Source organism: Paenibacillus sp. 276b (assembly GCF_900107875.1).
In the GTDB taxonomy this organism is placed as follows: domain Bacteria; phylum Bacillota; class Bacilli; order Paenibacillales; family Paenibacillaceae; genus Paenibacillus; species Paenibacillus marchantiae.
The window spans coordinates 44,612-69,559 of record NZ_FNRR01000005.1 but is presented as its reverse complement, the minus strand read 5'-3'; the positions used below and the strand labels follow the sequence as shown (position 1 = coordinate 69,559).

Below are 24,948 nucleotides of genomic sequence, written 5' to 3'. Positions count from 1 at the left end.
AATGGTATGGTATTTCAAGAAATGCTGAATCGGTCACGATATTCCCCTGCTGTCCATCCCACCTGCTGCTTGAATACCAGCATGAAGTGCTTGGGACTCTGATGCCCGGATAACCTTGCAACATCATAGATTTTGAGCCCTGTGTTAACCAGCAGCCACTTGGCCCGTTCCATACGAGCCTCAGCGATGTATTCGGAGTAATTGGTTCCTGTTTCGTTCTTGAACAGTTGGCTTAGATAGGTGGGGTTCAGATGAACCAGAGCTGCTATGGTCTGAAGTCGCAGATCCCCATCGGGGTGCTGCTTGATGTGCTCCTTCACATCTCGGATAATCTTCCGCGTATCTCCGCCGGAGTGCTCTGCTTTCCCAGATGGCTCAGTGACTGGAAGGGTTGAAATGCCATACCTGCGATCCAGCAGCAATTGAATTTTTTGGATGCATAATGCCAGTTCATGTCGTTCAATCGGCTTCAGCAGATAGTTCAATACCCCGTATTCCATCGCCCTGCGTGCATATTCAAACTCTCCGTACCCGCTAATGATGATCATCAGCAGTTCAGGGTACATATCTCTTGCTTTGGATGCCAGTGTCAGCCCGTCCATTTCACGCATGCGAATATCCGTGATCAACACATCAGGTACTTCACATCTCAGAAAATCCAGTGCCTCGGCTCCGCTCGAAGCTTCACCTGTTACCTCGAACTGAGGAGCCGCCTGTACAATCAGCTCTCTCAGTCCCTGACGGATGACCGTCTCATCCTCCACAAGCAATACTTTATACATGCGCTTCATTCCCCTTTCGGTTGAAGTTGAATGGATATCGTCACCGCCAGGCCCTGCCCGGGACTGCCATCGACGCTCAAGCCGCTGCCTTCTCCATACATGAGGCGGAGCCTTTGAGAGATATTGTTAAGTCCCAGCCTGTCCCCGGCATGACAACGCAATGCCTCATTGGAAGGCTGCCGAGCAATGGATTCATTTAATTCATCAATCTCCGCCTGAGCCATGCCTTTGCCATTGTCACGCACAATAATCAGCAGCTCATCATCGAATTTCAATGCAGATACCCAGATCACCCCGCCATCCGCCTTCCCTTCAATGCCATGGTAGACAGCGTTCTCCACCAGCGGTTGCAATACCAGCTTAGGAATCAGACACTCTGTAATGGCTTCATCGATGTCATAGATTACCTCCAGCTTGCCGTCATAACGTACTTGTTGAATGCGTACATAGGATTGTACAAAAGCCAGTTCTTCCTGAAGCGGAACCCTCCGGTCCACCTTATCAATCGTATAACGGAGCAGCTTGCCAAGTGCCGTCACCATATCAGACACCTCAGCGTGCTTCTGGCGGACCGCCATCATGTTGATGGACTCCAATGTGTTGTATATAAAATGGGGATTGATCTGGCTCTGCAATGCTGACAACTCTGCCTCTCGCTCTTGAATGCCCAACAGAAATACCTCGTTGAATAATCTATTGATCTCTTCCATCATTCGGTTAAAACCCCGGCTAATCTGTCCGAACTCATCATTGCTAAAGTGCGCTACGCGCTGGCTAAAGTCTCCCTGCTCCACCCGAATCATATTGTGTTTCAATCGAATTAGCGGCCTCGTTATACGGTAAGATAAGAGCACCGCGAGAACTGCTACGGCCGCCATACACAACACAGCGAATCCAAACGTAAACGTGAGCATCTCGCCCGACTCCTTCTGAATAACGACAATAGGCGTAAGGCTGATCACCGAAAGTCCTGAATAGCTGGAATGGTTTTGCACGTAGAGATAGGGCTTCCCATCAAGGACAACCTTCTGGTTGCCTGCATAGCCTTGAAGCTGGCCATGCGTTAACAGTTGGTCGTAAGCGGATAGACCTCCAGCTGAGGTCCGCTCGAACAAAAGACGCTGCTTGCTGTCGACAATCATCAGGCTCGCATTTTGCTCAAAATTCAGATTGGACAAGAGTTGGCCGAAGGCTTCCAGCCGGATGTCGATCAGAATATACCCCAGTCGCTGGAGTGTACCCGGATCACGTATCTCACGGGCAACCGATATATACGGCTCTTCATGACTGCCCGTGTAATAGCTTGGTTCGTGCGGAGGGAGCAGACGCCATTCCCCTTCCGAGCCGTTAAGCTCTGCAAACCAGTCATCCTGCCTGCTGTCCCATACCGGATTCACTGCCAGCGAATCCAGATTGGAGAACAAAATGCCGCTGTTGCTGATTAGATGGATGCCACGAATTTCAGGTCGGTCATACGCCTGACCGGACGTGTAGAGCTTCATTTTCAGATAATCATCGGATCTCGCCCATGTACCCGATCCCATCGGAGCATTGTATTTGCCCAGAATGCCAAGCATCATCTGATCATAGAGCGGCAAGAGCGACAAACGCTCGAAGTCCTTGAGCAGCCGATTCAGATTGGTATTAATCTGGCGGACAATATCAATGGTGAACTGCTCCGTCTTGCGATCAATCGTCTGCGAGAAATGCAGGTAATTAACCACTCCCTGCAAGCTTAGCGGCAGCAAGGTCAACGCCAGGAACAACAGAAGCAGCTTGGTGCGCAGATTCATATTTCTTCCGAAATAACCCAGTACCTTGTCCATCATTTCCGTTCATCCCTCCCTCTCCCGATCATTGTATGATCCCCCTTCACAGATCAATCTGGATATAACTGGGGTCATCATATCCAGTTTTAATGATCGTTGGCTATCCTGCCAACCATGGGATTGGTACGGAATTTCAAGATTGAAGCGCAGGTTTCGACGAAACGCAAAAAAGCCGACTGTATGGCTACAGTCGACTACTCTTCTATTGCATCAAAAAACCGACTGCTTTATGCAATCGGCTGTCTATTCATAAAGTGTTTATTATATTTGAAGCGATTATATTCATTAATTAACTCGTCCAATACCATCGATTGTTGAAGGACTTTGTAGTCTTGCATGCCATGATATTCCGCCAAACGACTTAACTCATGCCTGTTTTGTTCGATTTGGTCTCTAATCTGCTTCGGTTCTCTCACAGCATGCACCCCCTCTTTTTAAAACATTTTAGGATACATTGCCAAAAAATTCATATTTTATTCCTTTGCAAAATAAAATGTTTTCTTACATAACAATACTTTCATAACATAGCATTTTGCATTAATCCGTGAAAATCGTCACAATTACAGCATATAGATATATTCCACTCACACTAAACTACATATCGTACTCATGAGAAAATGGAGTCCCTTTACACAAAGACTAAAGACAGAAACACATTATAAATTATGTTCCAATCGTATGCTGTACTTTGCTCGCTCTGGAGCGGATTAGAATCCCTGCTACACGCACCAAAACCATAGCTGCGGTCATTAATATAAATGCAGGGCCGATATTCTGAAGATCCAATTGATGCTCATTTGCATACTGGTATGCTTGCTGCGGATGATGCGTAATCCATTCCACCGGAATGATGCGTAGCAGGAATGCCACTGCCCAGACGACCACACTACCTATCCCCACTCGGGTATACCACTTACCTGCCGTCGCATCGAATTCCATACGCGTTATTCCCAGCACAATCATTCCGAACAATGCCCCTACAATCACGGCCACCAACAAAAACAGCACATTATTGCCTGTAAAAGTCATGTCTTTAAGGAATATGGCTGCATAATAACCCATAATAACGAAAGGCAGCAATAAACGATAATAACGTACTGGCTTTCGTCCAATTGAAGTGAATACTAAAACCGCAAACATGATGATCATCTGAACCCACATGCTCGTCGTCATACGTTGTTCCCCCTGTAATCTGCTTGATTTGATGCTTTAAGCATAGCAGGGAGAACACCGCTCTAGCGTCCACAACTGGGTTGATATAGAGGTCCACCTATAGGTGGATTACAGAGGAAGATAAGAGCGTTAACAAATTAGTGTTTCTCTCTTAGTCGAATATATTTATTAATCAGTTCATCCAGCACCATAGACTGCTTGAGAACTTTATCATCATGCATGCCATGTTTCTCCACCAACCGACGCAAATGTTGCCGATTCTGCTCGATTTGATCTCTCAGGATTCTCGGCTCTCTCACAGCATGCCCCCCCCCCCTTTTTAAAACAATTTAGAATACATCTTTTATCCTCTATTTTTTCGTGTGAACCCATAGTACTGACAAAAACATATGATGTTTTGCAGAATTTTGTAAAAAAGATTCTTTAGAAAACTTTTATGTTCATTTTTCGACCTAATTATTGAAAACAAAAATAGCCTACTGCAAAAACAGTTGGCTGTTTAAATATATATTATAATTAATGCAACATTGTTCGATTGTAATATCTGTTGATATTTAACGTTTATTTCTTCATTAGCAAATCTTCTATATTCCCCATACAGATTTACACATTTTATTAAGGCTACGGATACTTACAAACTCGCATTTGGATGAAGCAAGCTGATTAATGTTTTGTATTGGTTCTCTAATTCTTTAGATAAACGACTCTTAAACTCTCCATAAAGATCAATACACTTTAATGTTGCCGCATCATCTTTAACAAAAATGGATAACTCCAAACTTATAAGTAGAGACTTCGATCCAGAATCGTACCTATGTCTTCTAAAGTAATAAACTGATAGCTCATAAAATAATATAACTCTTCGATAATACCAGCTTTGTTCTGTGTACGCCCCTCTTAAATAAGTATCATTGAATTGTATAGCAATCTCTTTTTCAAACTTGACCAATAAATCATCCACGTCATAATGATGCCTGTTAGCAGATTGAATAATTTTAACCAAAGCAGGAAGAATTTCTGCTTCATCTTTCTCGATACAATTAATGTAATCAGGTATAACTTCTCGTACGCCCATCATTATTTGATATAAATATTTATTAAGTTTAGCCATATATCTAATTTTTCGATCAATGAGCTTATCCTCAATTCCGTAAGTCTCAATGATTTTCTCATAAATATCAGTATATCGAAGAGCTTCTTTATAATTTTCAGAGCAATCATGGTAATTAGCAATAAGCAAGTTAGAATAAGCTTTATATACATATAGTGGATACTGTGTTTTACTAGTAAGCTTTTTAGTTTGTCTCATGGCCACATCCGACTGCTTTTCTAATTGGCAGGCTATGTCCCTCATTCTATCCCATTCATGTAATCCCCAATATGCATTCGCTAGATCCTTAATTGCATCCAGCTGATAGTCTTCATCTAACCGTTCTATGAATGGTTCGAATTTGGAAATGAGTAGTCTGTTCACTTTCTGGTCATGACCAATATTAATAAGAAAAATACGGTACTGGCACAGTGCTAATCTTTCCGAGTGCTGATATTTCTCACCTGCGGCTACGCATCCATATAAAATAAGCGCCGCTTCATTCATTTCGTTGGAATATAGATTCTCTGCCATTTGAAACAGTTCTGAAATATAGGATCGATCATCTGTAACCTGATAGACCACCTTTTTAATACAGCCTAGCTTGTTAAGTTCAGCACAGCGATACAGGAACGGTTGCAAACGCCTCCAATGAGGTGCGGCTTCCACAAAACATTCCACACTGTACATTTCGTAGAAGTATCCATCCTCCAACCCCATACCAGATGTAATTTGATCCAACTGATTCATGGCTAAAGGCCTGCTGCCCTTGAGGATGGCACTTAATGTACCAACGTTGACACCCGTGACATCTGAGAATTGCTGTAGTTTATATCCTCTTTCTCTTATGTGATTCTCTATATATGTGCGTATCGTAGGTGCAAGTTTCAATTCTCCCACCCCCTTCAACCAAACTAACTTAAGATTCATCAATACTTAATAAATGTAATTTTAATCCTGAATTTTACAATGGTCAATCTGCGCAAAAAAGGCTTATTTCCAATCTCGGAAATAAACCATTAACTATGATAGTTTATAATTTCATTGCGATTAATCTACAATGTTCCATCACCATGAGATGAAGGACCAAAGGATTGTATTTTTATGTCGATTGGATATTGATGTATAACAGAGAAAAAAATAGTACTAAACAAAAGTATTGTTATAATTTTTTTTAATCTCATAATTATATGCCTCCTTTATTATAGATCCGTACAAGTTTTGTATCTCCTGAGATGCAAAAGACCTGTATCTTTCAAAGAGAGCAACGCATTGTATAATATCTCTATAATTGTTAATATTGATTGCTGAATTCAAACAATTAAGCAGCTTTTGCATTCCTTCAGCATATCGTTCCTGACGAAAATAATAAATTGCCAATTCAGTCAAAAATTTGGTGTACCTGTCATTTATTATCTGTTTATTGTATCTTTTATTTGACATAATATCTCTTGAAATTGTATTAATTTTACTATCAAATTTTAAAAGTACATGATTGATATTCATATCGTAAGTATTTGCTGCCTCCATAATTTTGACAAGAGCAGTAAGGAATTCTTCTTCATTTTGTTCAATCCATGCCACATACGCTGGGAGCACTTCTTCATTTCCCATCATCAGATTATACAAATAGGTGTTTACTTCAGTCCAGCCACTGAACATATTGATATATATTTGGTCCTCTTCACTAGGGTTTGCAATATTAATTATCTCAGCATATTCTTGGGTGTAGTTTAGAGCCTCCTTATATTTTCCACTCCATTCACAGGCTGAAGCCTTGAGAAGATTTGAATATGCTCTGTACACAAAAAGGGGATATGCAGTTACCCTATTTACTTTATCGACTTTTTTCTTAGTAAAAGATTGTATAAATTCAGCTTTACGCCCCAATTCATCTGCTAGTGCGAACAGCTTGTCCCAATAACGTAGGGCTGAGTATGTATTCGCCAGATCCTTGATCGCATCCAGTTGCCGCTCTTCATCCAGCCTATTAATATATGGCTCGAAGTGCACGGCTGCCCTGAGATTTTCATGCTGATCCTGACCCAGAGATAGTGTGAAAATACGGTACTGACACAATGCGAGACGTTCCGAGTGTTGGTACTTCTCACACTCCGCAACGCATTCATATAACATGCGGGCCGCTTTCTTTTGTCCTCGTTCAAGCATGCCTTCTGCCATCTCGAACAATTCGGAAATATAGGATCGATCATCCGTCACTTGCTGGATTACCCTCTGAATACATTCGAGCTTGTCCAGCTCGGCGCAACGTTGCAGAAAAGGTTCCAGTCTTCTCCAATGTGGTGCAGACTCCACAAAACACTCAGCGCCGTAAATTTCGTAGAAATGGCCTTCTTCCAGCTTCATGCCTTTGGTAATCAAATCCAGTTGAGCCATGGCGATTGGCCGCGTTCCTTTGATGATCGCACTTAACGTTCCAGCGTTCACACCCGATATATCGGCAAAGTATTGCAGGGTATAGCCCTGTTTCCTGATGTAGTCCTCAATAAAGGAGCGTATCGTAGTTGTAGGTTCCATGTCTCCCACCTCCACAATGAAAATCCATAAATTTGAATTTATATGATATGCACAATTTTAATCCTAAATTTTACAGCGGTCAATAAAAATCGTGGCAATTTCCTGCCCATTTGTCTAAGTTTGAGCGGCTTTAATCCGCCTTATAGAAAAAATCCATTAGAAGAATGCATGGCAACATGGTAAAGTTAGTTTTAGCTTGAATATCCTACTATTTCCATAGGATTAGACAACCCAGTGCTTTTCCAATCCAATCCAAGGGGATGGTTAGATGAAATTTGCCTTATTTAGTCTCATGATGAATCTTCCAAATGCCGTAACTGGTGAATCACTAACAACACAACAAAAGTTTCACAACATTTTGGAACAAGCCAAGCTGGCCGAACGGCTGGGGTTCGATGCATATGGGATCGGTGAGCGGCATGGCGCACCTTTTCTGTCTTCCTCACCTCCCGTTGTGCTGACCGCCGTCGCTGCTGCGACTTCACGTATCCGGTTGCTAACAACGGTCACTGTTCTCAGTATACTTGATCCGGTACGGGTTGCCGAGGATTATGCCACGCTGGATCAATTATCGGGCGGACGTCTGGAGATGATCATCGGGAAAGGCAATGATCCTCGGCACTATCCCCTGTTTGGCATTAGCGAGGAGGAACAATGGGATTCACTCGGTGAACGCTACGAACTGCTGAAACGGCTGTGGACTGAAGAGAATGTAACCTGGCAGGGAACGTATCGCCCTCCCCTTCAAGAGGTTACTACTCAGCCGAGACCGCTTCAGCAATCCATTCCGATCTGGCATGGCAGCGCATCGAGCACCCGCTCTACCGAGCTTGCAGCTAAGTATGGCGAACCGATATTTAGCTCGAATTCCTTCCACCCACAGGCAAAATACAAAGCGTTAATTGACCATTACCGGGAGCGTCTCGATTATTATGGTCATGATGCGAACCGAGCGGTGGTTGGCTCTGGTGCAGGCAGCCTATACCTCGCGAATACACGCGAAGAGGCGATCCGTCGTTATACGCCTTATTATGAGGCATTTCATGCTACGGCCGCTGCGCAGCACAACCAGTCACCCTTTAAGGACCTGGAGGATAACATTGCGCATGGTCCTGTACTGATTGGTAGTCCAGAGCAAGTCATTGAGAAGATCCTCAATTACCATGCCGCATATGGACATCAGGTACTGAGTATCAGCGTGGATGGACTCAGCCATGCAGAGCAGCTGGAGCAGGTAGAACGCTTTGCCCAGGATGTAGCGCCGGTGTTACGACGCGAAATACCCAGTTTCATATGGAACGAGCCCCCGCTCTTGAACGAGTCTCTTCCTTCTTCCACTTCGCATTCTCCTGATTCATGGCCCCCAGCCATCTCACCGATCTTCCAGGTATAGTTCTCAGTTCTCCACACAATCCCCATTCATCCACAAGCCTTTATGTATCCAGGGTGATTCTTAAGAATCGCCCTATCCCTCCCCCAAGATGTCTTTCTCTATGATCCAGATTTAATACCCTCAAACAAGGAGATCAACGAACGCTGCACGAATTCAGTATCTATCACTTCGCCAGTCACCAGCATGCGATAGAACATCGCTCCATAGACGAGGTCTATGCACAGTCCGATGTCACAATCCTTTTTCAACTGTCCCCGTTCTACACCTTTTTCAAAAATTCCCCACGCTTCGCGCCGACGAGGCTGAATGTATCTGGTTCGGTATTCTGCTGCAAGCCCTGGATCAGACTGTCCCTCTCCGACAATCTGTGTGATCACTTTTCCTTCCCGGCTGCTCAAAAAAACAACCAGATTGCTCGCATGAATGCGCACATCCTCAAATACCGATCCTGTATCCGGTACAGGCAATCTTGCCTTTGCCGCAGACATATACCCATCCATAATGACAGCACCTTTATTAGGCCACCATTTATATATCGTTGCTTTGCTCACCTTAGCACGTTCAGCAATTTTTTCGATCGTAATCGCTCCGAAACCATGTTCCAGTAATAATTCATAGGAAGCTGCAAGAATCGCATTCTGGGTTTCCACATTGCGGGGACGCCCTCTTTTGGCTGTCATCATAAGCCCTCCTTGGTGTAACCAATGCATCTGTAATTCATAAAAACTATACGTTCATTATACTAAAAGACCGATACATTAAACAATTTCGTTCTTACCTTACCTCGACATGAAAAAAATCCCCACGCCTATTTACAATACTAAACGTTTAGTTTATTATATGCTTACGATTAGTAAACGCACCGTTTAGTAATTAACAATTTCAATACAAGTTCACTTTAATAAAAAATAATTAGAGAACATGTGGAGGGTGATACTCATGGATATGCAAACTGATGTGAAATCAAATTCAGTTCCCAGTTGGTTGATTTTACTTTTGGCTGCGGCGTGCGGGCTGATTGCGGCAAACCTGTATTATGCTCAGACGGTTATAGGACCAATCAGCGTGACAACAGGGCTTTCCTCTGCTGCTGCGGGATTGATTGTGACGTTAACACAGATCGGTTATGTTATTGGCCTGCTGTTTATCGTTCCGCTCAGTGACATTCTGGAGAATAAGCGACTTGTAACTTTTTTCCTCATCATTCTAGTCGTTGCATTGATTGCCGCTGCTTTCTCTTCCCATGCCGTATTATTTCTGACTGCTTCCCTCGTCATCGGTATCAGTTCAGTCGTTGCGCAAATTCTGGTTCCCTACGCCACCTACCTCACTTCTGAGGAGCAACGCGGACGGGTTGTCGGCAACGTGATGAGTGGTCTACTGCTGGGCATCATGCTGGCTCGGCCAGTCGCAAGTTTTATTACAAGCCTGCTCGGCTGGCAAGCGGTCTTTGTCTTCTCGGCAATCATTATCGTATTGCTTACATTGCTCCTATCACGTGCACTTCCTGCACGTCAGCCACAACCTGCGATGAAGTACGGACAATTAATTCTGTCATTGGGCTCCCTGCTCAAAACATTTCCCATGCTCCGCCGCCGAGCCCTCTATCAGGCCAGCCTGTTTGGCGCTTTCAGCTTGTTCTGGACCACAGTTCCCTTGCAGCTCGCCAATGAGTATGGCATGTCCCAGCAAGGAATTGCCTGGTTTGCACTGGCTGGTGTTGGGGGTGCCATCGCAGCACCTATTGCCGGAAGATGGGCGGATAAAGGTTTAACCCGCATATTAACCGGACTCGCCATGGTCATCGCAGTTGCATCTTTTGGGCTTGCCTATCTATTCCAGGGTCACTCTACCGCTACCCTTATTTTGCTTGTGCTCGTTGCCATCACGCTGGATATGGCGGTTTCGGGTAATTTGGTGCTGGGACAGCGCATTATCTATTCGTTGAGCGAAGCAAGAGGACGCGTAAACGGAATATTTATGTCGATCTTTTTTGTAGGGGGCGCAATTGGATCATCTCTTGGCAGTTGGTCCTACGCGCATGGAGGTTGGAGTCTCACGACATTGATTGGTCTGTTAATGCCTCTGCTTGCACTCGTATACTACTTAACGGAAAAGAAAGTCATCGTCGTCAGTAACCCATAACCATTCTTCCATACGTAAACAAAGGGCAGAGTGATCTTTAGGATCAGCTTCTGCCCTTTTCTTTCTACATTCACACCAACACAGTTAAATGTTCATTGGCATCATACTTGATCAACTGCTGCCCCGCACGAAATTTTTGCACCAGATCAGGATTGGCGATAAACGGTCTGCCGAACGCTGCCAAATCAATGCTCGAATTTTGCACAGCCTGTTCTGCGGTTGTTTCCTCAAGATCCCCTACGCCAATGATGATTCCATCCCACTGCTCGCGAATCGCCTCATGGAAATTCTGTTCCCCATCCCATACTCTGGTGTATCGATCTGTTGAAGGATGTAGGATTGTAATGCCTGTCTCGCGGAACAGATTCAGGTAGGCATTCAGCACTCCAGCCTTGTCTGTCCAGACATAGGAAGGGTCATCATCTTTTTTCTCAGAAAATCGTACCGATATGCGATCCACGCTAATTTCTTTTTGAACTGCAATAATGATCTCCTTCAGAAAACGCAATCGTCCCTGGATATCGCCTCCATATTCGTCTGTTCTGTGGTTCGTCTTCTCATTGATAAACTGGTCGATCAGATAACCATGTGCTGCATGCAGCTCAATTCCGTCGAATCCAGCCCGTACCGCATTGCGGGCAGCCTTTTGAAATTGTTGAATGCTATCCTTGATATCCTGCGCACTCATGGCGTGAGGTATCTGATATGGCTTATGCAATTTATGGACTCTTCCTTGAGCCGGAATGTTTGAAGGTGCCAGTGGCGGGGTGCCTATCAGATCGGAGTGAGACAGTCTGCCCACATGCCACAACTGAGAGATAATGGTCCCTCCGTGTTTATGGACGGCATTCGTCACTTTCTTCCATGAGTCGGTCTGTTCAGCCGTATATAATCCGGGGATGCCATAGGTGCCTTTGCCTGCCAGCGAGGGATTAATCCCCTCTGTAATGATCAACCCCACACCATCCTGGGCACGTCGCTCATAATACGCCACCATCTCTTCCGTCGCGGTCCCATCCTGATCATTGGCAAACCCTCGGGTAAGAGGTGCCATCACCAACCTGTTTCTCAAATGCCACTCGTTGATCTTCACCGGGCTCAGTAATGTAGACATATTTCTCATCACAACTCCTTCTCCAATATCAGCGTTTTGCATGATTCCATTGCTCTGTAAAAGCTGTTGATAACGATATTGTAAGCCGGCATATATATATCGTAAAATGATTGAAATATATAGAGGTATCTCTCATAGAGATACCTAACACTTCACTTCACTTCATTTCATTACAACTCAGGAGGCCAGAGCCATGGAACTCTCGGATATCGATATTATTCTCGCGGTGGCAAGGTCCGGCAAAATCTCACAGGCCGCCAAGGAACTGAATTACGCTCAATCCAACGTCACCACACGCATCAAAAAGCTGGAGCAGGAATATCAGGTGCAGTTGTTCAACCGCTTTCCCAAAGGGGTAGTGCTGACTTCCAAAGGAGAACAATTTGTCCAATATACAACACGCATCCGTGACCTGTTGAACGATCTGGAGCAGGATATGACTGATCCCGGTGAGCCTTCAGGCACGTTAAAAATCGGGATTGTGGAGACGGCAGCATCCAGCCGGTTCATGGAGATTCTCAATGAATACCAAGTGACCTATCCCGAGGTCTCCATCTCACTTGTGAATGCCACTTCACCCAAAGTGCTGCGCAAGAAAATACAGGAATACGAGATTGATGGTGCCTTTATTAGTGGTGCGTGTGTAAAAGAGGGTCTGAAAGTGGAATATGAAATGCAGGACACGGTGCATATCATCTCCAAAAGGATGGACGTTCCACCCGAAAGCCTGTGTCAGGTTTCGTGGGTCGTTTTCCCAAAAGGCTGCCCATACCGTGAAATTACGGAGGAATATTTGCAGGAAGAAGGTTTGTCTGCTCGCAATATGATTGAAGTCAGCACGATGGATAACCTGCTTAGCTGTGTGGAGTCGGGGATTGCTTTTACCATTATGCCTTGCAGCGTTATTCACAAGAAACCAGATGAGTTCTCTGTATATGATCTGGCCGAACGATTCACACATACCACAACGACCTTTGTCCGGGGTGAGGATCGATACGTCAGCAGCGCGCTGGATCGATTTGTGAAGCTGCTGAATCAGAAGTGCATTACGTTTTGAAATAACATTGCGTTGCTCTCGGGTTATAAGAATTTTTAATATTAGCCGAGCCATACGATGAACGCCTTACAAAAAAATCTTTAAACTCAAAGAGAAGGCAGGCATCCATTGCACTGCACCTCCTTTCTAACAAATGGGGTGCAGTTCACCATGGGATGCCTGCCTTAGCTGTTTTACATTTTATTGTAATGTGAATCCTTAAAATTTACCCGCGCAGTCTGCGGGAACTCAGCGCGTGATGACCATTTTGCAGAAACGTGCTGCGTGTATTTTTCATCAGTTCAATCCGGCGTTCAGCCAGTCGATCCGCAGCAATATACGTTGCGATGCCTTCGGTCCGCGACGTGTCGAAGATTTTCTCCAGATTATTGTAGATCTCTCCAACCTTGCTCCACGCACGATCTGCATTATAGCCGTTCAGCTCATCCGCAATATTAATTACGCCACCTGCATTGATCACGTAGTCTGGTGCGTATACGATTCCCATTTCATGCAGCTTGTCACCATGACGCGGCTCCAGCAGCTGGTTGTTGGCACAGCCTGCCACAACCTTGGCCTTAAGCTGTTTCAACGTATCATCATTAATGGTACCGCCCAATGCACATGGAGCATAAATATCACAATCCACTCCAGTAATGTCGGTAGGGTCCACCGCCTTTGCACCGAATTGATCCACAGCCTGCTTCACGGAATCCTTATGGATATCGGTAACGATCAGCTGCGCACCTTCTTCGTACAAATATTTGCACAGACGCATCGCCACGTTGCCCACACCTTGTACAGCCACGGTTTTGCCTTCCAGCAGATCCGTGCCGAATGCTTGCTTCGCTGCGGCCTTTATGCCCCGATATACACCCCAGGCTGTTGCCGGGGAAGGATTACCGGAGGAACCGTAGCTTGGTGATATGCCTGTAACATAGTCAGTTTCCTGATAGATCAGATTCATATCTTCTTCTGTCGTTCCCACATCCTCTGCGGTGACATAACGTCCGTTCAGTCCCTGAATGTATCGGCCAAAGGCCCGGAACATCGCTTCATTTTTGTCACGGCGCGGATCCCCGATAATTACGGCTTTACCTCCGCCCAGATTCAGTCCGGATACAGCATGTTTATATGTCATTCCCCGCGCAAGGCGCAAGGCATCTTCAATGGCAGCTTCCTCAGAAGCATAGGTCCACATCCGTGTGCCTCCCAACGCTGGACCGAGTGTTGTATCGTGAATAGCAATAATTGCTTTTAAACCAGAGGCTCTATCCTGGCACAGTACCAGTTCCTCATAATCGTGATGTTCCATTGCATCAAACCAGCTCATGTGTTAACCGTCTCCTCCAACCATTTTTGCGATCAATTCGCCTTCTTCAGTTCGTCTTCCATCCTCTATTGTACCCATGATTATCAAGTTTGTGCAAAACCACATCACGATGTAACAAAAAGACCTTTCTCTCTTCGCAGGGAAAAAGGTTCATTTACTCCAGCATGGAATCGGTAAAAAATCTAGCGACCAGTAATCATGGCAGGGTTTCAACCACGTTGATGGGATGCAGATCCCCTCCCACGGCGAATGAAGCTTGACCTGTCTCTTCCGAGACAACCAGCACAACCGCATCCGTCAGCTCACTTAATCCGAGAGCAGCCCTATGCCGTGTGCCAATTTTCCGTTCATGTGCAATGGCCTGTGACAAAGGTAATACATTGCCCGCGGATACAATCTGATTGCCCCGAATCAGCACCGCCCCATCATGCAGAGGTGCACCCGGTATAAACAGCGACTCCAGCAACGCATGCGTGACTCTGGCATCGACTGCAACCCCTGAGTGGATAATTGGTTCAAGCGGAACTTCCCGTTCAATTACAATGAGCGCACCATATCTGCGATCCGACAAATGCTGTACACTGGCAGTCAGTTCGGCAAATTTCTCCGTGAAGGGAGACAGATAACAATCCAGATAAAAGGAAGACGCCAGCACCTCGATCTGCTTGATCTCGGCCCGAATCTCCGCAAATTGGCCCAGCAGACACACACTGTCATGGTCAAAGGTGGATAACGTCTTGTTCATTCGATCTGCCACACGATGGAGGTCCCCTTTGAGTTTCTGCCTCATGGTCGAGCTGTCGCAGTCTGCTTGCCGATTCATCATGGTCTTCCTCCTCACCTTGGCATCTCACTCATCATTCATAATTACCCATACGTTTCCCTCTGCTCCGGGCATTTATGCAAAATAAAGCCTGTCCGCAATTGTGGCGAACAGGCCGATTTTCCGTATATTTTTCTTACTGCTTATCTTACTGCGCTTTGCCGTACGATCCTGCCTTAAACGTTGTAGGATCGTACCATTTGTAGCCTGCAGCCGGTGTAGCCCATGGTTCGGTTTGCGGCTCAGTGGAAGAAGCCGGAGCTTCAATAGCAAGCAGACTTGTCGGCGTATCCAATGTCAGTCCAGCGACCTGGGACAGACTTGTGTAACTTTCTTTCACTGCAAGCCATTTCACGGTATTCACGAGGAATACACCGTCATTCACTTCTTTGAAGCCATCATACGTTGTTTTGGCAGCGCCTGTTTCTTCACGTAGATATTTGGGAGTGGCATCCTCAACAGGTGAGGAGTCACCGATAAATGCTGCTTTTCCTGCCCCGATCTTGGCGATCGCTGCGTAGGCTCCTTCAGCTCGTCCGCCACCATTGTATACGCCCTGATCTACCGCGTTGCCCCATTTGGAAACCCCACTAGGTACATACACCAGACCTTTGGCTTTGTTCGGGTCAATAATGGCAAGTGTGGAACCAGCATGCATGGCCACTGCGTTCACGCCAGTTGTAATGCCGAACGACTGTGAAGGTGCGACGATATCCGTTGCATTAACATCTCCCAATGCATTGTAGCGGAAACGAATACCGAAGTTGGATGCCAACCAGTCCGAACTGGTCACGCCTTGCATGGCTGGAGATTCAGCTTCTGCTGACGACATGCCTTTGGCCGGATTCAAGAATGCACCACGGCGATAGCCGTTGAATACTTCGGAGGAATCCCAACGGTTTTTGTTCCGGTCTGCGTTGTAGTGGTCGGCAATGAAGAAGACACTGCCACCATTCTGTACATATTGCAGCAGCGCAGCTTGCTCTGTCGCTTTGAAAGGCACGTTCGCTTCGCCGATAACGAAGACATCATAATCTTTCAATTTATTAAAGGTGATGGCTTGCTCACCGAAGGTATACGGGATGCTGCGATCCAGCTGATCCACGGTAAAGCCTGCGTTTCGCAAACCATTCGCAAAGTCCGAAAATGCCCCATCAATAACCCAGTCCGCAGCCCCGGCTGTCTGAGCATGCGTGTTATCGAATAATACTTTCTTCCCTGTACCATCCGGCAGCGTTGTGCCTGGATCAGGATCAGGATTGGTTGTTCCAGAGGAGAGTGCGATTGAGGTAGGATTCTTAACTCCGGCATAACTGTTATATGCGCCAAGTGTTCCGGTTACGATAACCTTCTGCCCCACAAGATTCGGGTTGGTAGCCAGTCCATATTGCGAGCGGTACGACGCTGGAATCTGCACGTCGAGCAGTTTCGCGTTAGTCTTCTCTGTCGCTGAATCTGCAATCAGGAAGTTAAAATCATTGGCGTAAGGAGATGTAAACTTGGCTGTAAGCGAACCGGTGGCATGTCCAACAATATATCCTTCCACCGTTGCCGTTGCTCCGCCACTCTGGGCAGCGATGGCCTGCGATACCGTAATAGGTGCTGCAGCGGCCTGTACCGGACTTTGTGAACCAGGTTGAAGCAATGCCGTCGCCATCATGATGAAGATCAGGAATGCCCCGATCCAATGCTGCCATATCGCTTTCTTCATACTTGCCTTCTCCTCCTCGTAATTACCTGATAATGGGTTATCCACCTTTAATTTAATCGTTCATATGCTGAATTCCTCTTTCTTTTTGTAAAATGTTTGAAAAAACTTTTGGAAATTCCACCAATTGCCCATACTGTTTAACAAAAGTATCCCAAAGGAGACCTATATGATGAAGTTTCTTTTTCTTCTGCTCCTGCTGATTGTTCCACTGATTATGGTATTTGTTGCGCTCCGCTCACGGATGGTGACCCGCATTTTCCATGTACTTGCACTGCTCTGCTTCTATAGTGCGGCCACTGTCATTGCAGGTGATGTGTACGCTACGAATTCCCATATGACAACGTTCACCACAGAAATTCACCATTTCCTGTTGAATGGATGGTTTCTTTATCCGTCTGCATACCTGGGTGTGTACATTCCCTATGTGCTGTGGCTGAGCCTTTTTTCGAAAAAAAGTTGAGTACATTCGAGCCTTGGCATTGCATTTTGACATCGTTCATTGCATAATGATAATATAACTGTGATAATGATTATCATTCTTGAGCTTGTCTCAAGTCTTCTGCCTACTGTACATGACTTAACGATTTTATAGATAAAGGGGAACGAACATCGAATGAATACAACTCTGCAAAAGGCTGATCTGCAGCTTGACGATTATTTGGATCTTCTGAACCTGGCAACCAACCTGGGTGACACTAAATGGCAAAAGGAAATTATTCGCAAGCTGGCTTATACTTATCCCGCAGTTGAATGTAAACAACCACAATAGCATGCTTATACTTACATAGCTCGTAACCCATTCTTTACACGAATCGGTTATTGGGCTATTTTTGTTTTACTATATAATTGAACTAAACATTTACACGAGAAACGGAGAGGACAGAAAAAACCTGAAGAAGCGGAGCTAAAAGCTTTCTGAAAGAAAGCTACATCGGAAGCATACGCTACGCCTTTATCCCCGGATTTTCTCCTTTTAAAAAGGGAATCAAAAAAATCTGGGGATAACAGCGATCGGAAGGTTGTTCTGTCATCGAAGTGGCAAGTGTAACTATTCTTTAGTTCACTTTTTATATAGGAGGGAATAGCTATGCAATTGGAGACCGAACGACTCATCATCCGGGATATTCTGGAGACAGACTGGGAAAGTATACATAGCTACACATCCATGACAGAAGTTACTCAGCATACGGCATGGGGACCTAATACGGAAGAAGATACGCAGGCTTATGTGGAATTCGTGCTGAATTCACAGCAAACACAACCACAAGAGGGCTTTGAACTGGCGATATGCTTGAAAAAGGAGGGCATTCTGATCGGCGGTATTGGCCTTCACATCGAAAAGACGAACGCAGAAATCGGTTATGTGCTCAATCCCGTTTACCAGGGAAAAGGGTACGCTGCCGAAGCAGCCCGAGCGATGCTTGGCTTTGGCTTCAATACACTTGGCGTACACCGTATTTATGCGAAATGCCGCCCGAACAACAAGGCTTCTGAGAAGGTTATGCAGAAGGTTGGCATGCAGCGTGAAGGTCTGATGCGAGAGCATTGGTTTTACAAAGGGGAATATCATGATTCGTGTCTATATTCGATTCTTGCAAAGGAATATGCAGGTGAGTGATGAATTCCTGATATGATGCAGGAGGGCGTTAACGCGTCCTCTTTTGTATCTAGGATTATTTATCTTGGATGGGAGTCATTAAGCATAAGAAAACCACCTAATGATCAGGTGGCTAATACTTCTATCGATTCTCGTTACTTTAATGACGCTTCTCTCTGCATGATTTCTTCCAATATTTTTATACCTGTAGAGTCTATCATCGTTCCTTGTGAAGGCTCTTTTTTTGTAATCCATTTTATGATTTGAGCAAAATAATGATCCATAAGAGAATTTGAGAAAAAAGAATAATTGGATAGCAATACAACTCCTACACGGAGTTCCTTATTGAAAGCTAGATAACTATTAAAACCAGCTGAACCCCCGTTATGCCAGAGGATACCTTTATCTAGAAGATTATCCTCTCCCCAGCCAAAATAACGGTTTGAATTTCCGATCGATATAGGGAGATGACTTTTTTGTAGTGTAGAGGCTATCGGATTATTATCATTTAGATTGGCTTGGACAAATAAACTCAAATCGCTAACAGATGACTTAATTCCCCCAGCTCCTACATGTATAGAAAGATCCCAATGAGGGACTCTTTTCCCAGATGAAGCATGTCCATTCAAAAACCTGCTATTCTGTTCTGCATCAAGTATAACGGCTGTCTCATTCATCTTTAATGGACTCGTTATATATTTTTTTAACAGTTCGTCATACGCACTTCCTGACACCTTACATAGTATGTATCCCAGTAAACCTACACCGATATTGGAATATCCAAACGAACCTATGCTATCCGTGTAATCAGAATTAGATAAAAAAGCAGTTAAATCTTGCTCGGTATACATTGAATAAGGATTCGATCTTTTTTTAGCCAAATTGTGGTTGGTTGCCAATATAGGTAATCCAGAGGTATGAGTAGCAAGGCTTCTCAAGGTAATCTTATTCAAATAATCGTTTTGAACGTTCTGCACGAACTTACCAACAACGTCATCCGAGGAAAGCAGTTTTTCTTTTTCCATTTCTAATAAAATTATGGATGTAAAAACTTTGGTTATGGAGCCGATCTCAAACAACTTATGCTCAGGAGGGATCACACTTTTCTTTTTATTATTATCAAATGAATAGTATTCAACATCTCCCTCCCTAACAATCCCGATAACAAGCTGTAAATGTTTCTTATCTTTTGTGTAATCTGAAACAAAACTTTGTAAATCCAGCATGGTAAAATGTACTCCTTTTTTATGATTCTTTTATTACTTGAATGTTGAAATTACGTTGATCAACCTATTTTGAGCAAACCAAACTATGTATTCGTTTCCAATTCTTGATTTCCTGCCCGGATAACTGAACCCTCTAAACTTTTCGATTCAATACCACTGCTTCAAGCCGCTCATATCAAGCCAAAAAAGCTGATCCCGAGTACATCGGACATCAGCTTTTTTGAATTCTCCGTAACGACCCCAATCGCCATGGAAGGAAACAACCCTATTCAACTTGATTTCATTACAATCGGCACAGCTCTACCGGGCAGCTTGGAAATGTCGGACATCCGCACATGCAGCGCAAGGCTGCCAGATCACGAATCATCAGCTTTCCATCCATGGTGTCCAGCGTCCCCTGTTCTTTCCAGGCTCCCAACATGCGCGTTACACTCTCCCGCGTGGCACCAATCATTTCCGATAATTCGGTATGATTCAGCTTCATGTCGAGCACGATGCCATCCGGCGTAATTTTGCCATACGAGTTGCTGGCACGAATGAGCGTCGATGCGAGTGCACCTGCCTTGCCATAGAGCAAGAGGTCACGGAAACGCGACTGGGTGATACGCTGGGCGAGCGCCATCCATTGCAGGAATTTCAAGGCAAGGTCACCGTGTTTGCTAAGCACACTTTCCAAGTCGCTGAGCGAGATGATCCCCAGCTCCCCTTTGCCAGCCATCTCTGCACTGTAGCTATGAGTCAATCCGCCAATGCCGCCAAACTCTCCAATCAGATCCCCGGTTTGTTGAATCGATAAAATAATTTCTTTCCCATCCTCAGTCGACTTGGTCAGCTTCACTCTTCCCGAGCGAATGTAGTACAGGTATCCGGCTTCATCGCCTTCCAGAAAGAGACTGTACCCCGACTTTACCCGTTTTGGCTGCATCTTCGCCTCGATCAAGCCCCACTGTTCAGCTGTCACGAACGAAAGGATTCCACCTGTCTCCCGTGTCATCTTGCTCGCCTCTGTCTGTTCTTGTTGTGTCGCCTGGGTTGTTCTTTCTGTAAATACCGTACCCATTACCATCGTCCCCCTCGGTGTTTCCTTATGTATCCATCATACCGCGAATATAGCGTGGGGGTTATCGGGGGATTACCTGAACCTCACGGGGAAACTCCCTGAATTTTCTGTGAGATAAATCACACTTACGAGATCCCTTCACGACTCCGTAATCGAAAAAAGCCTTGCCATTCCTGGCCTGAATGCCTGTCCATACACAGGATCAGCAAATTGCAGAACGGAAATAGGGGTTTTCCCTGAATTACAACACGGAAGAAAGGGGCTACAATAGAAACAACAGCGAAATACCCTTATTTTAAGATGTTCCCTGACCACAGGATAACGATATTGATTACACCGTAACGTACGGTATGATTCCAAAAAAGGAAGTGTCCTCTCATGCATGATGAACTGCCATCTGGCATTCAGGAGATGATCGACGGCCTGCGCCTGAGTACCTCCAGCGATTTTTGCGGACTGGCCTGTCTGTCCGGCACGATGCTGCGCTGGAAATATACATCCGGCGCCAGTAACGAACGTGTGAAACGCATGGAGATGCGTCCCGGACAAGATCTGGTTGGCACAGCGCTTCGGACTGGACGCACCGCTCTATCTGATGCACAATCCATCGGGGAGCATACACCCGGTCGTTGCCCGTTAATGCTTGCGGAGCGGTTGGTATGTGCCATAGCAGTGCCTGTGTTCCAGCAAGGAAGTGTTCCTGGCGCCGTGTTGCTCCTTGGCAGCAGATTACCCTGCACGTTCTCACCGGAGATGGTCCGTCAGACCGAACAGGTCGCTATACAGCTGCAGCCAAAAGTGTACGGATAAAGATAGCTGTCTGTAATACGTTAAGAAGTCTTGTTATTTCCTTATAGGAAGTAACACGGACTTACAGAGAATCGAAGCCATTCAGAGATTAACCTCTGAATGGCTTTCTTTTTTGGTATGATAAAGAAAGAACTGTGGAACCGGACAGGAGGAAAATGATGTGATTCAATTATTAGTTGTCGACGATCATGTAGTTGTACGCTCCGGGCTGATCGCCCTGCTCGACGGAAAGAATGATATACATATTGTTGGAGATGCAGCCGATGGTGATGAAGCTATTGCCAAGGCACAAGAACTGAAGCCGGATGTGGTCTTAATGGATTTCAGCATGCCGCCAGGCAAAGACGGTCTGACCGCTACTGCTGAACTGAAGAAATTGATGCCGGATGTCTCCATTTTGATCCTGACCATGCATGACGATGAAGAATATCTGTTCCGCGCTATCCACGCGGGAGCATCCGGATATATTCTCAAGAGCGCACCGCATGAAGAATTGCTTGCCGCTATTCGTTCTGTAGCAGAGGGTAGCGCCTATCTGTACCCAAGTGCGACCAAGCGGCTGATGAGTGAATACCTGGACAAAGCGAAGCAGGAGAACGCTGGACCGTATGACACGTTATCCGAACGAGAGAAAGAGATATTGTCCTGGATTGCCAAGGGTTATGCCAACAAGGAAATCGCTGAACATCTGGTGATCAGTGTCAAAACGGTTGAATCCCACAAAAGCAATCTGATGGAGAAGCTCGGCCTTCGAACCAGACCGGAACTGGTGAAGTTTGCGATGAAAAAGGGGTTGCTTAACTTTGAGTAGCACACGCAAAAACAGACTTAGCGGATTTGCCGACCAACCAGTGCGTCAGTTATTAGAGGAAATCGACAGTCACATTACAGATACTGAATTCCGCAGCAGACTGAAAGGTTCCCTGCATCAGCTCAGTGATCTGAAGTTTGCCCTGGATGAGTCGTCCATTGTAGCCCTCACAGACCGCAAAGGAAAGATCCAGTATGTAAACAATAAGTTTTGCGAAATCTCACAATATAATCGGGAAGAATTGATCGGCCAGGATCATCGGATCATTAATTCGGGTTATCACGGCAAGAATTTTATGAAAAACCTGTGGGAAACCATCTCTTCCGGACGAGTGTGGAACGGAGAGATTCGTAACCGTGCCAGGGATGGCAGCCATTATTGGGTGAATACAACGATTGTGCCTTTTCTCGATAACGATGGTGAGCCCTATCAGTATTTGGCTGTTCGAAGTGAGGTAACCAAGTTGAAGCGGGTCGAAGCTGAGATACAGACGATGATGACCCAGGTCATGAACATTCAGGAAGAGGAGCGGCGTCGCATCTCGCGTGAGCTGCACGACGGCATTGGACAGAGTCTCTTCTCTCTTGTTATTCAGATGGATCGTCTGTTGGCGGACCAACCTCAATCTGGTGTGGAAGCACTGCGAAAACAAGTTACGGGCATTATGGAGGATGTACGCGGCATGGCATGGGAGCTGAGACCCTCCGTACTGGATGACCTTGGTGTCGTTCCGGCCATTCGCACGTATATCGAGAACTATACCCGGCACTACGGGATTGAAGTGGAGCTGGAATGTAATCTGCGAAAACGGCTGGAGATGAACCGAGAGATCGCCATGTATCGCATTATCCAGGAGGCGTTAACCAATGTAGCCAAGTACGCCGATGTGTCAGAAGCACATGTGACGGTGGAAGATTCGGAAGAGGCAACCGTTGTTAAGATCGTGGACCAAGGCGCAGGGTTCAACAGTACGACGGCTGGTAACGGTGTTGGTCTATTTAGCATGGAGGAGCGCGCTCGTGGAGCCGGAGGTACACTTGTAGTATCTTCGGAGCCTGGCGAAGGAACTGTAGTTACCTTTTGTCTACCCAAAACTTTTCATTAAGTCGCTTCAACCTGTACTTTATATAGAAGACTGTTTACGGATGTGCTCCGTGAACAGTCTCTTTTTCGATTCATGCCTGCATCCTGCTCCCATTCATCATCTCTGATTGGTAAAAATGACAAAATGAAAGCTTCGAATCGGATAAATTCAACATTTACAATAAATATATTGACTCCAATTACGATTCGTCATTAAAATATGAATGCTGCATACAAATTGTACGTAGATTCTATCATAATTCTTTATTCTATATAGTTAAAAAAAAGGATGGTCAATCATGTCAGAGAAACGCTCCTCCAAAGGTGTAGAAATCCCGCAAATGCACAATCTGGATGCAATCGATCGTAAAATCATTGCCGCTCTTCACCAAAATAGCCGGATATCCTACACCGATCTGGGTGCACAGATCGGTTTGTCCCGTGTGGCCGTTCAGGCCCGCATTAATGCCTTATCCGAAAAGGGAATCATTGAACGCTTCACCGTGGTTATCAATCCGGGCAAAGTTGGACTCCAGGTCTCTGCCTTTTTCAATGTCGATGTAGAACCGCTATTCCTGGATGAAGTAGCCGCGAAACTGGACGAAGAACCCGCAGTAACCAGCCTCTATCATATGACAGGCCCGAGTACCCTGCACATGCATGGAATTTTTGCAGATATGGAAGAGATGGAGCAGTTCCTGCTGGAGAAGCTCTACAAGATGCCGGGCATCGTTAAGGTAGAATCACAGCTGTTGTTAAAACGATATAAAAGCCGAATGGGCATGAGACTCTAGGAGGAAATCAGCATGAGTTGGAAAGATTACAACGGTCTCGTCATTGGGATGGTACGAACCGGAATTTTGGGATATGGCGGCGGCCCCTCGGTTATTCCGCTGATCCGTTATGAAGCCGTTACCCGCTATAAGTGGGTGAGCGATGATGAGTTTGGCGAGATTTTGGCCATTGCCAACGCTCTGCCTGGTCCCATTGCTACCAAGATGGCCGCGTATCTCGGGTATAAAACGAAGGGCGTGCTGGGCGCTATTGTGTCGGTCCTGGCCCACATTTTGCCGACGAGCATCGCCATCATTGCGCTGCTTGGTTCCATGTACGCGCTGCGCGAATCGAAAATCGTAGCAGGCATGGTGGCAGCTGTTCGCCCGGTCATTTTTGTCATGCTCGGCATGATGGCATACGAATTCGCCAAGAAAGCATGGAAGGGACTCGGTACAACCTTTGCCGCCCTGTTCGGTGTCCTTGCATTTGTACTGCTGCAGCTGCTGGATATTCACCCCGGTATTGTGATTGCCGTCTTCCTCGGATATGGCGTCTTCCATATGGATGTGGTCCAGCGTTTCAAATCCAAACGCGATTCCGACAAGGGGGTATCCTAA

The 24,948-nt window shown here is 45.6% G+C and carries 25 protein-coding genes; 11 read left to right on the top strand and 14 right to left on the bottom strand.

From position 1 onward, the window contains the following. Nucleotides 1–14 precede the first annotated feature (14 nt). From BLV50_RS22510 to BLV50_RS22480, 7 genes are all read right to left on the bottom strand, one after another. Nucleotides 15–782 carry a response regulator transcription factor gene (locus BLV50_RS22510; RefSeq protein WP_072734965.1) on the bottom strand — a complete coding sequence of 256 codons (768 nt, stop codon included), beginning with the start codon at nt 780–782 and terminating at the stop codon, nt 15–17. 5 nt (nt 783–787) lie between these two features. Continuing rightward, nucleotides 788–2,611 carry a cache domain-containing sensor histidine kinase gene (locus BLV50_RS22505; RefSeq protein ID WP_090810130.1) on the bottom strand — a complete coding sequence of 608 codons (1,824 nt, stop codon included), beginning with the start codon at nt 2,609–2,611 and terminating at the stop codon, nt 788–790. Between the two features lie 227 nt (nt 2,612–2,838). Beyond that, complete coding sequence (locus BLV50_RS22500; protein WP_063566279.1) at nt 2,839–3,027, bottom strand: aspartyl-phosphate phosphatase Spo0E family protein; 189 nt, start codon at nt 3,025–3,027, stop codon at nt 2,839–2,841. Nucleotides 3,028–3,274: 247 nt separating this feature from the next. Beyond that, nucleotides 3,275–3,784, bottom strand: coding sequence for a DUF1453 family protein (locus BLV50_RS22495; protein WP_090810128.1), 510 nt, complete (start codon nt 3,782–3,784; stop codon nt 3,275–3,277). Nucleotides 3,785–3,921: 137 nt separating this feature from the next. After that, nucleotides 3,922–4,083 carry an aspartyl-phosphate phosphatase Spo0E family protein gene (locus BLV50_RS22490; RefSeq protein ID WP_090810126.1) on the bottom strand — a complete coding sequence of 54 codons (162 nt, stop codon included), beginning with the start codon at nt 4,081–4,083 and terminating at the stop codon, nt 3,922–3,924. 332 nt (nt 4,084–4,415) lie between these two features. Next, nucleotides 4,416–5,765 (bottom strand): hypothetical protein, encoded by a 1,350-nt coding sequence (locus BLV50_RS22485; RefSeq protein ID WP_090810124.1) that lies wholly within the window; start codon nt 5,763–5,765, stop codon nt 4,416–4,418. A gap of 255 nt (nt 5,766–6,020) precedes the next feature. Further along, complete coding sequence (locus tag BLV50_RS22480) at nt 6,021–7,412, bottom strand: helix-turn-helix domain-containing protein (protein WP_090810123.1); 1,392 nt, start codon at nt 7,410–7,412, stop codon at nt 6,021–6,023. Between the two features lie 268 nt (nt 7,413–7,680). On the opposite strand from BLV50_RS22480, the gene BLV50_RS22475 reads away from it, so the two are divergent. After that, nucleotides 7,681–8,805, top strand: a complete 1,125-nt coding sequence (locus tag BLV50_RS22475) for an LLM class flavin-dependent oxidoreductase (protein ID WP_090810121.1) — start codon at nt 7,681–7,683, stop codon at nt 8,803–8,805. 98 nt (nt 8,806–8,903) lie between these two features. On the opposite strand, the gene BLV50_RS22470 is transcribed toward BLV50_RS22475, so the two are convergent. Further along, nucleotides 8,904–9,485, bottom strand: a complete 582-nt coding sequence (locus BLV50_RS22470) for a TetR/AcrR family transcriptional regulator (RefSeq protein WP_090810119.1) — start codon at nt 9,483–9,485, stop codon at nt 8,904–8,906. Between the two features lie 265 nt (nt 9,486–9,750). Between BLV50_RS22470 and BLV50_RS22465 the strand changes: the two genes are divergently transcribed. Beyond that, the gene (locus BLV50_RS22465; RefSeq protein WP_371129277.1) at nt 9,751–10,950 is read left to right on the top strand and encodes an MFS transporter; all 1,200 of its coding nucleotides are present in this window, start codon (nt 9,751–9,753) and stop codon (nt 10,948–10,950) included. Between the two features lie 70 nt (nt 10,951–11,020). Here the strand turns inward: BLV50_RS22465 and BLV50_RS22460 are convergent, their stop codons facing one another. Continuing rightward, a complete protein-coding gene (locus tag BLV50_RS22460; protein ID WP_256338023.1) occupies nt 11,021–12,064 on the bottom strand; it encodes an alkene reductase in 1,044 nt (347 codons plus the stop codon). 193 nt (nt 12,065–12,257) lie between these two features. Between BLV50_RS22460 and BLV50_RS22455 the strand changes: the two genes are divergently transcribed. Next, the gene (locus BLV50_RS22455) at nt 12,258–13,121 is read left to right on the top strand and encodes a LysR family transcriptional regulator (protein ID WP_090810113.1); all 864 of its coding nucleotides are present in this window, start codon (nt 12,258–12,260) and stop codon (nt 13,119–13,121) included. A gap of 205 nt (nt 13,122–13,326) precedes the next feature. Here the strand turns inward: BLV50_RS22455 and BLV50_RS22450 are convergent, their stop codons facing one another. The 3 genes from BLV50_RS22450 to BLV50_RS22440 all read right to left on the bottom strand — a co-directional run bounded on the left by BLV50_RS22450 (nt 13,327) and on the right by BLV50_RS22440 (nt 16,916). Beyond that, nucleotides 13,327–14,433, bottom strand: coding sequence for a Leu/Phe/Val dehydrogenase (locus BLV50_RS22450; RefSeq protein WP_090810111.1), 1,107 nt, complete (start codon nt 14,431–14,433; stop codon nt 13,327–13,329). A gap of 196 nt (nt 14,434–14,629) precedes the next feature. Continuing rightward, nucleotides 14,630–15,259: a sporulation-specific diadenylate cyclase CdaS gene (cdaS, locus tag BLV50_RS22445; RefSeq protein ID WP_063566290.1), complete on the bottom strand. Its 630-nt coding sequence runs from the start codon at nt 15,257–15,259 to the stop codon at nt 14,630–14,632. 145 nt (nt 15,260–15,404) lie between these two features. Next, nucleotides 15,405–16,916, bottom strand: a complete 1,512-nt coding sequence (locus tag BLV50_RS22440; protein ID WP_371129276.1) for a DUF6359 domain-containing protein — start codon at nt 16,914–16,916, stop codon at nt 15,405–15,407. 220 nt (nt 16,917–17,136) lie between these two features. Here BLV50_RS22440 and BLV50_RS22435 point away from each other — a divergent pair, with 220 nt between their 5' ends. The 3 genes from BLV50_RS22435 (at nt 17,137) to BLV50_RS22430 (ending at nt 18,585) form a co-directional block, all read left to right on the top strand. Continuing rightward, the gene (locus BLV50_RS22435; RefSeq protein WP_090810107.1) at nt 17,137–17,427 is read left to right on the top strand and encodes a hypothetical protein; all 291 of its coding nucleotides are present in this window, start codon (nt 17,137–17,139) and stop codon (nt 17,425–17,427) included. A gap of 153 nt (nt 17,428–17,580) precedes the next feature. Beyond that, nucleotides 17,581–17,736, top strand: coding sequence for a hypothetical protein (locus tag BLV50_RS32885; protein ID WP_162842450.1), 156 nt, complete (start codon nt 17,581–17,583; stop codon nt 17,734–17,736). Between the two features lie 318 nt (nt 17,737–18,054). Beyond that, a complete protein-coding gene (locus tag BLV50_RS22430; protein ID WP_090810105.1) occupies nt 18,055–18,585 on the top strand; it encodes a GNAT family N-acetyltransferase in 531 nt (176 codons plus the stop codon). A 134-nt stretch (nt 18,586–18,719) separates the two neighbouring features. Here the strand turns inward: BLV50_RS22430 and BLV50_RS22425 are convergent, their stop codons facing one another. Together BLV50_RS22425 and BLV50_RS22420 are read right to left on the bottom strand one after the other, a co-directional pair. Further along, the gene (locus BLV50_RS22425) at nt 18,720–19,790 is read right to left on the bottom strand and encodes a serine hydrolase domain-containing protein (protein ID WP_090810103.1); all 1,071 of its coding nucleotides are present in this window, start codon (nt 19,788–19,790) and stop codon (nt 18,720–18,722) included. Nucleotides 19,791–20,073: 283 nt separating this feature from the next. Next, nucleotides 20,074–20,850 carry a Crp/Fnr family transcriptional regulator gene (locus BLV50_RS22420; RefSeq protein ID WP_244552206.1) on the bottom strand — a complete coding sequence of 259 codons (777 nt, stop codon included), beginning with the start codon at nt 20,848–20,850 and terminating at the stop codon, nt 20,074–20,076. A gap of 378 nt (nt 20,851–21,228) precedes the next feature. On the opposite strand from BLV50_RS22420, the gene BLV50_RS22415 reads away from it, so the two are divergent. From BLV50_RS22415 to BLV50_RS22395, 5 genes are all read left to right on the top strand, one after another. Continuing rightward, nucleotides 21,229–21,660 (top strand): GAF domain-containing protein, encoded by a 432-nt coding sequence (locus BLV50_RS22415; protein WP_090810101.1) that lies wholly within the window; start codon nt 21,229–21,231, stop codon nt 21,658–21,660. 160 nt (nt 21,661–21,820) lie between these two features. Next, nucleotides 21,821–22,471, top strand: coding sequence for a response regulator (locus tag BLV50_RS22410; protein ID WP_053780067.1), 651 nt, complete (start codon nt 21,821–21,823; stop codon nt 22,469–22,471). Beyond that, the gene (locus tag BLV50_RS22405; protein WP_090810099.1) at nt 22,464–23,576 is read left to right on the top strand and encodes a PAS domain-containing sensor histidine kinase; all 1,113 of its coding nucleotides are present in this window, start codon (nt 22,464–22,466) and stop codon (nt 23,574–23,576) included. The genes BLV50_RS22410 and BLV50_RS22405 overlap by 8 nt, the downstream gene beginning before the upstream one ends. A 277-nt stretch (nt 23,577–23,853) precedes the next feature. Further along, the gene (locus BLV50_RS22400) at nt 23,854–24,348 is read left to right on the top strand and encodes a chromate efflux transcriptional regulator ChrS (RefSeq protein ID WP_064642788.1); all 495 of its coding nucleotides are present in this window, start codon (nt 23,854–23,856) and stop codon (nt 24,346–24,348) included. 12 nt (nt 24,349–24,360) lie between these two features. Continuing rightward, the gene (locus BLV50_RS22395; protein ID WP_090810097.1) at nt 24,361–24,948 is read left to right on the top strand and encodes a chromate efflux transporter ChrB; all 588 of its coding nucleotides are present in this window, start codon (nt 24,361–24,363) and stop codon (nt 24,946–24,948) included.

Excerpts from the sequence above, each read along its gene's own strand:
- BLV50_RS22510 (WP_072734965.1), bottom strand. The coding sequence starts at position 782 with ATGTATAAAGTATTGCTTGTGGAGGATGAGACGGTCATCCGTCAGGGA.
- BLV50_RS22505 (WP_090810130.1), bottom strand. The coding sequence starts at position 2,611 with ATGATGGACAAGGTACTGGGTTATTTCGGAAGAAATATGAATCTGCGC.
- BLV50_RS22495 (WP_090810128.1), bottom strand. The coding sequence starts at position 3,784 with ATGACGACGAGCATGTGGGTTCAGATGATCATCATGTTTGCGGTTTTA.
- BLV50_RS22480 (WP_090810123.1), bottom strand. The coding sequence starts at position 7,412 with ATGGAACCTACAACTACGATACGCTCCTTTATTGAGGACTACATCAGG.
- BLV50_RS22475 (WP_090810121.1), top strand. The coding sequence starts at position 7,681 with ATGAAATTTGCCTTATTTAGTCTCATGATGAATCTTCCAAATGCCGTA.
- BLV50_RS22470 (WP_090810119.1), bottom strand. The coding sequence starts at position 9,485 with ATGACAGCCAAAAGAGGGCGTCCCCGCAATGTGGAAACCCAGAATGCG.
- BLV50_RS22465 (WP_371129277.1), top strand. The coding sequence starts at position 9,751 with ATGCAAACTGATGTGAAATCAAATTCAGTTCCCAGTTGGTTGATTTTA.
- BLV50_RS22460 (WP_256338023.1), bottom strand. The coding sequence starts at position 12,064 with ATGTCTACATTACTGAGCCCGGTGAAGATCAACGAGTGGCATTTGAGA.
- BLV50_RS22455 (WP_090810113.1), top strand. The coding sequence starts at position 12,258 with ATGGAACTCTCGGATATCGATATTATTCTCGCGGTGGCAAGGTCCGGC.
- BLV50_RS22450 (WP_090810111.1), bottom strand. The coding sequence starts at position 14,433 with ATGAGCTGGTTTGATGCAATGGAACATCACGATTATGAGGAACTGGTA.
- cdaS (WP_063566290.1), bottom strand. The coding sequence starts at position 15,259 with ATGATGAATCGGCAAGCAGACTGCGACAGCTCGACCATGAGGCAGAAA.
- BLV50_RS22440 (WP_371129276.1), bottom strand. The coding sequence starts at position 16,916 with ATGATGGCGACGGCATTGCTTCAACCTGGTTCACAAAGTCCGGTACAG.
- BLV50_RS22435 (WP_090810107.1), top strand. The coding sequence starts at position 17,137 with ATGAAGTTTCTTTTTCTTCTGCTCCTGCTGATTGTTCCACTGATTATG.
- BLV50_RS32885 (WP_162842450.1), top strand. The coding sequence starts at position 17,581 with ATGAATACAACTCTGCAAAAGGCTGATCTGCAGCTTGACGATTATTTG.
- BLV50_RS22430 (WP_090810105.1), top strand. The coding sequence starts at position 18,055 with ATGCAATTGGAGACCGAACGACTCATCATCCGGGATATTCTGGAGACA.
- BLV50_RS22425 (WP_090810103.1), bottom strand. The coding sequence starts at position 19,790 with ATGCTGGATTTACAAAGTTTTGTTTCAGATTACACAAAAGATAAGAAA.
- BLV50_RS22420 (WP_244552206.1), bottom strand. The coding sequence starts at position 20,850 with ATGGGTACGGTATTTACAGAAAGAACAACCCAGGCGACACAACAAGAA.
- BLV50_RS22415 (WP_090810101.1), top strand. The coding sequence starts at position 21,229 with ATGCATGATGAACTGCCATCTGGCATTCAGGAGATGATCGACGGCCTG.
- BLV50_RS22400 (WP_064642788.1), top strand. The coding sequence starts at position 23,854 with ATGTCAGAGAAACGCTCCTCCAAAGGTGTAGAAATCCCGCAAATGCAC.
- BLV50_RS22395 (WP_090810097.1), top strand. The coding sequence starts at position 24,361 with ATGAGTTGGAAAGATTACAACGGTCTCGTCATTGGGATGGTACGAACC.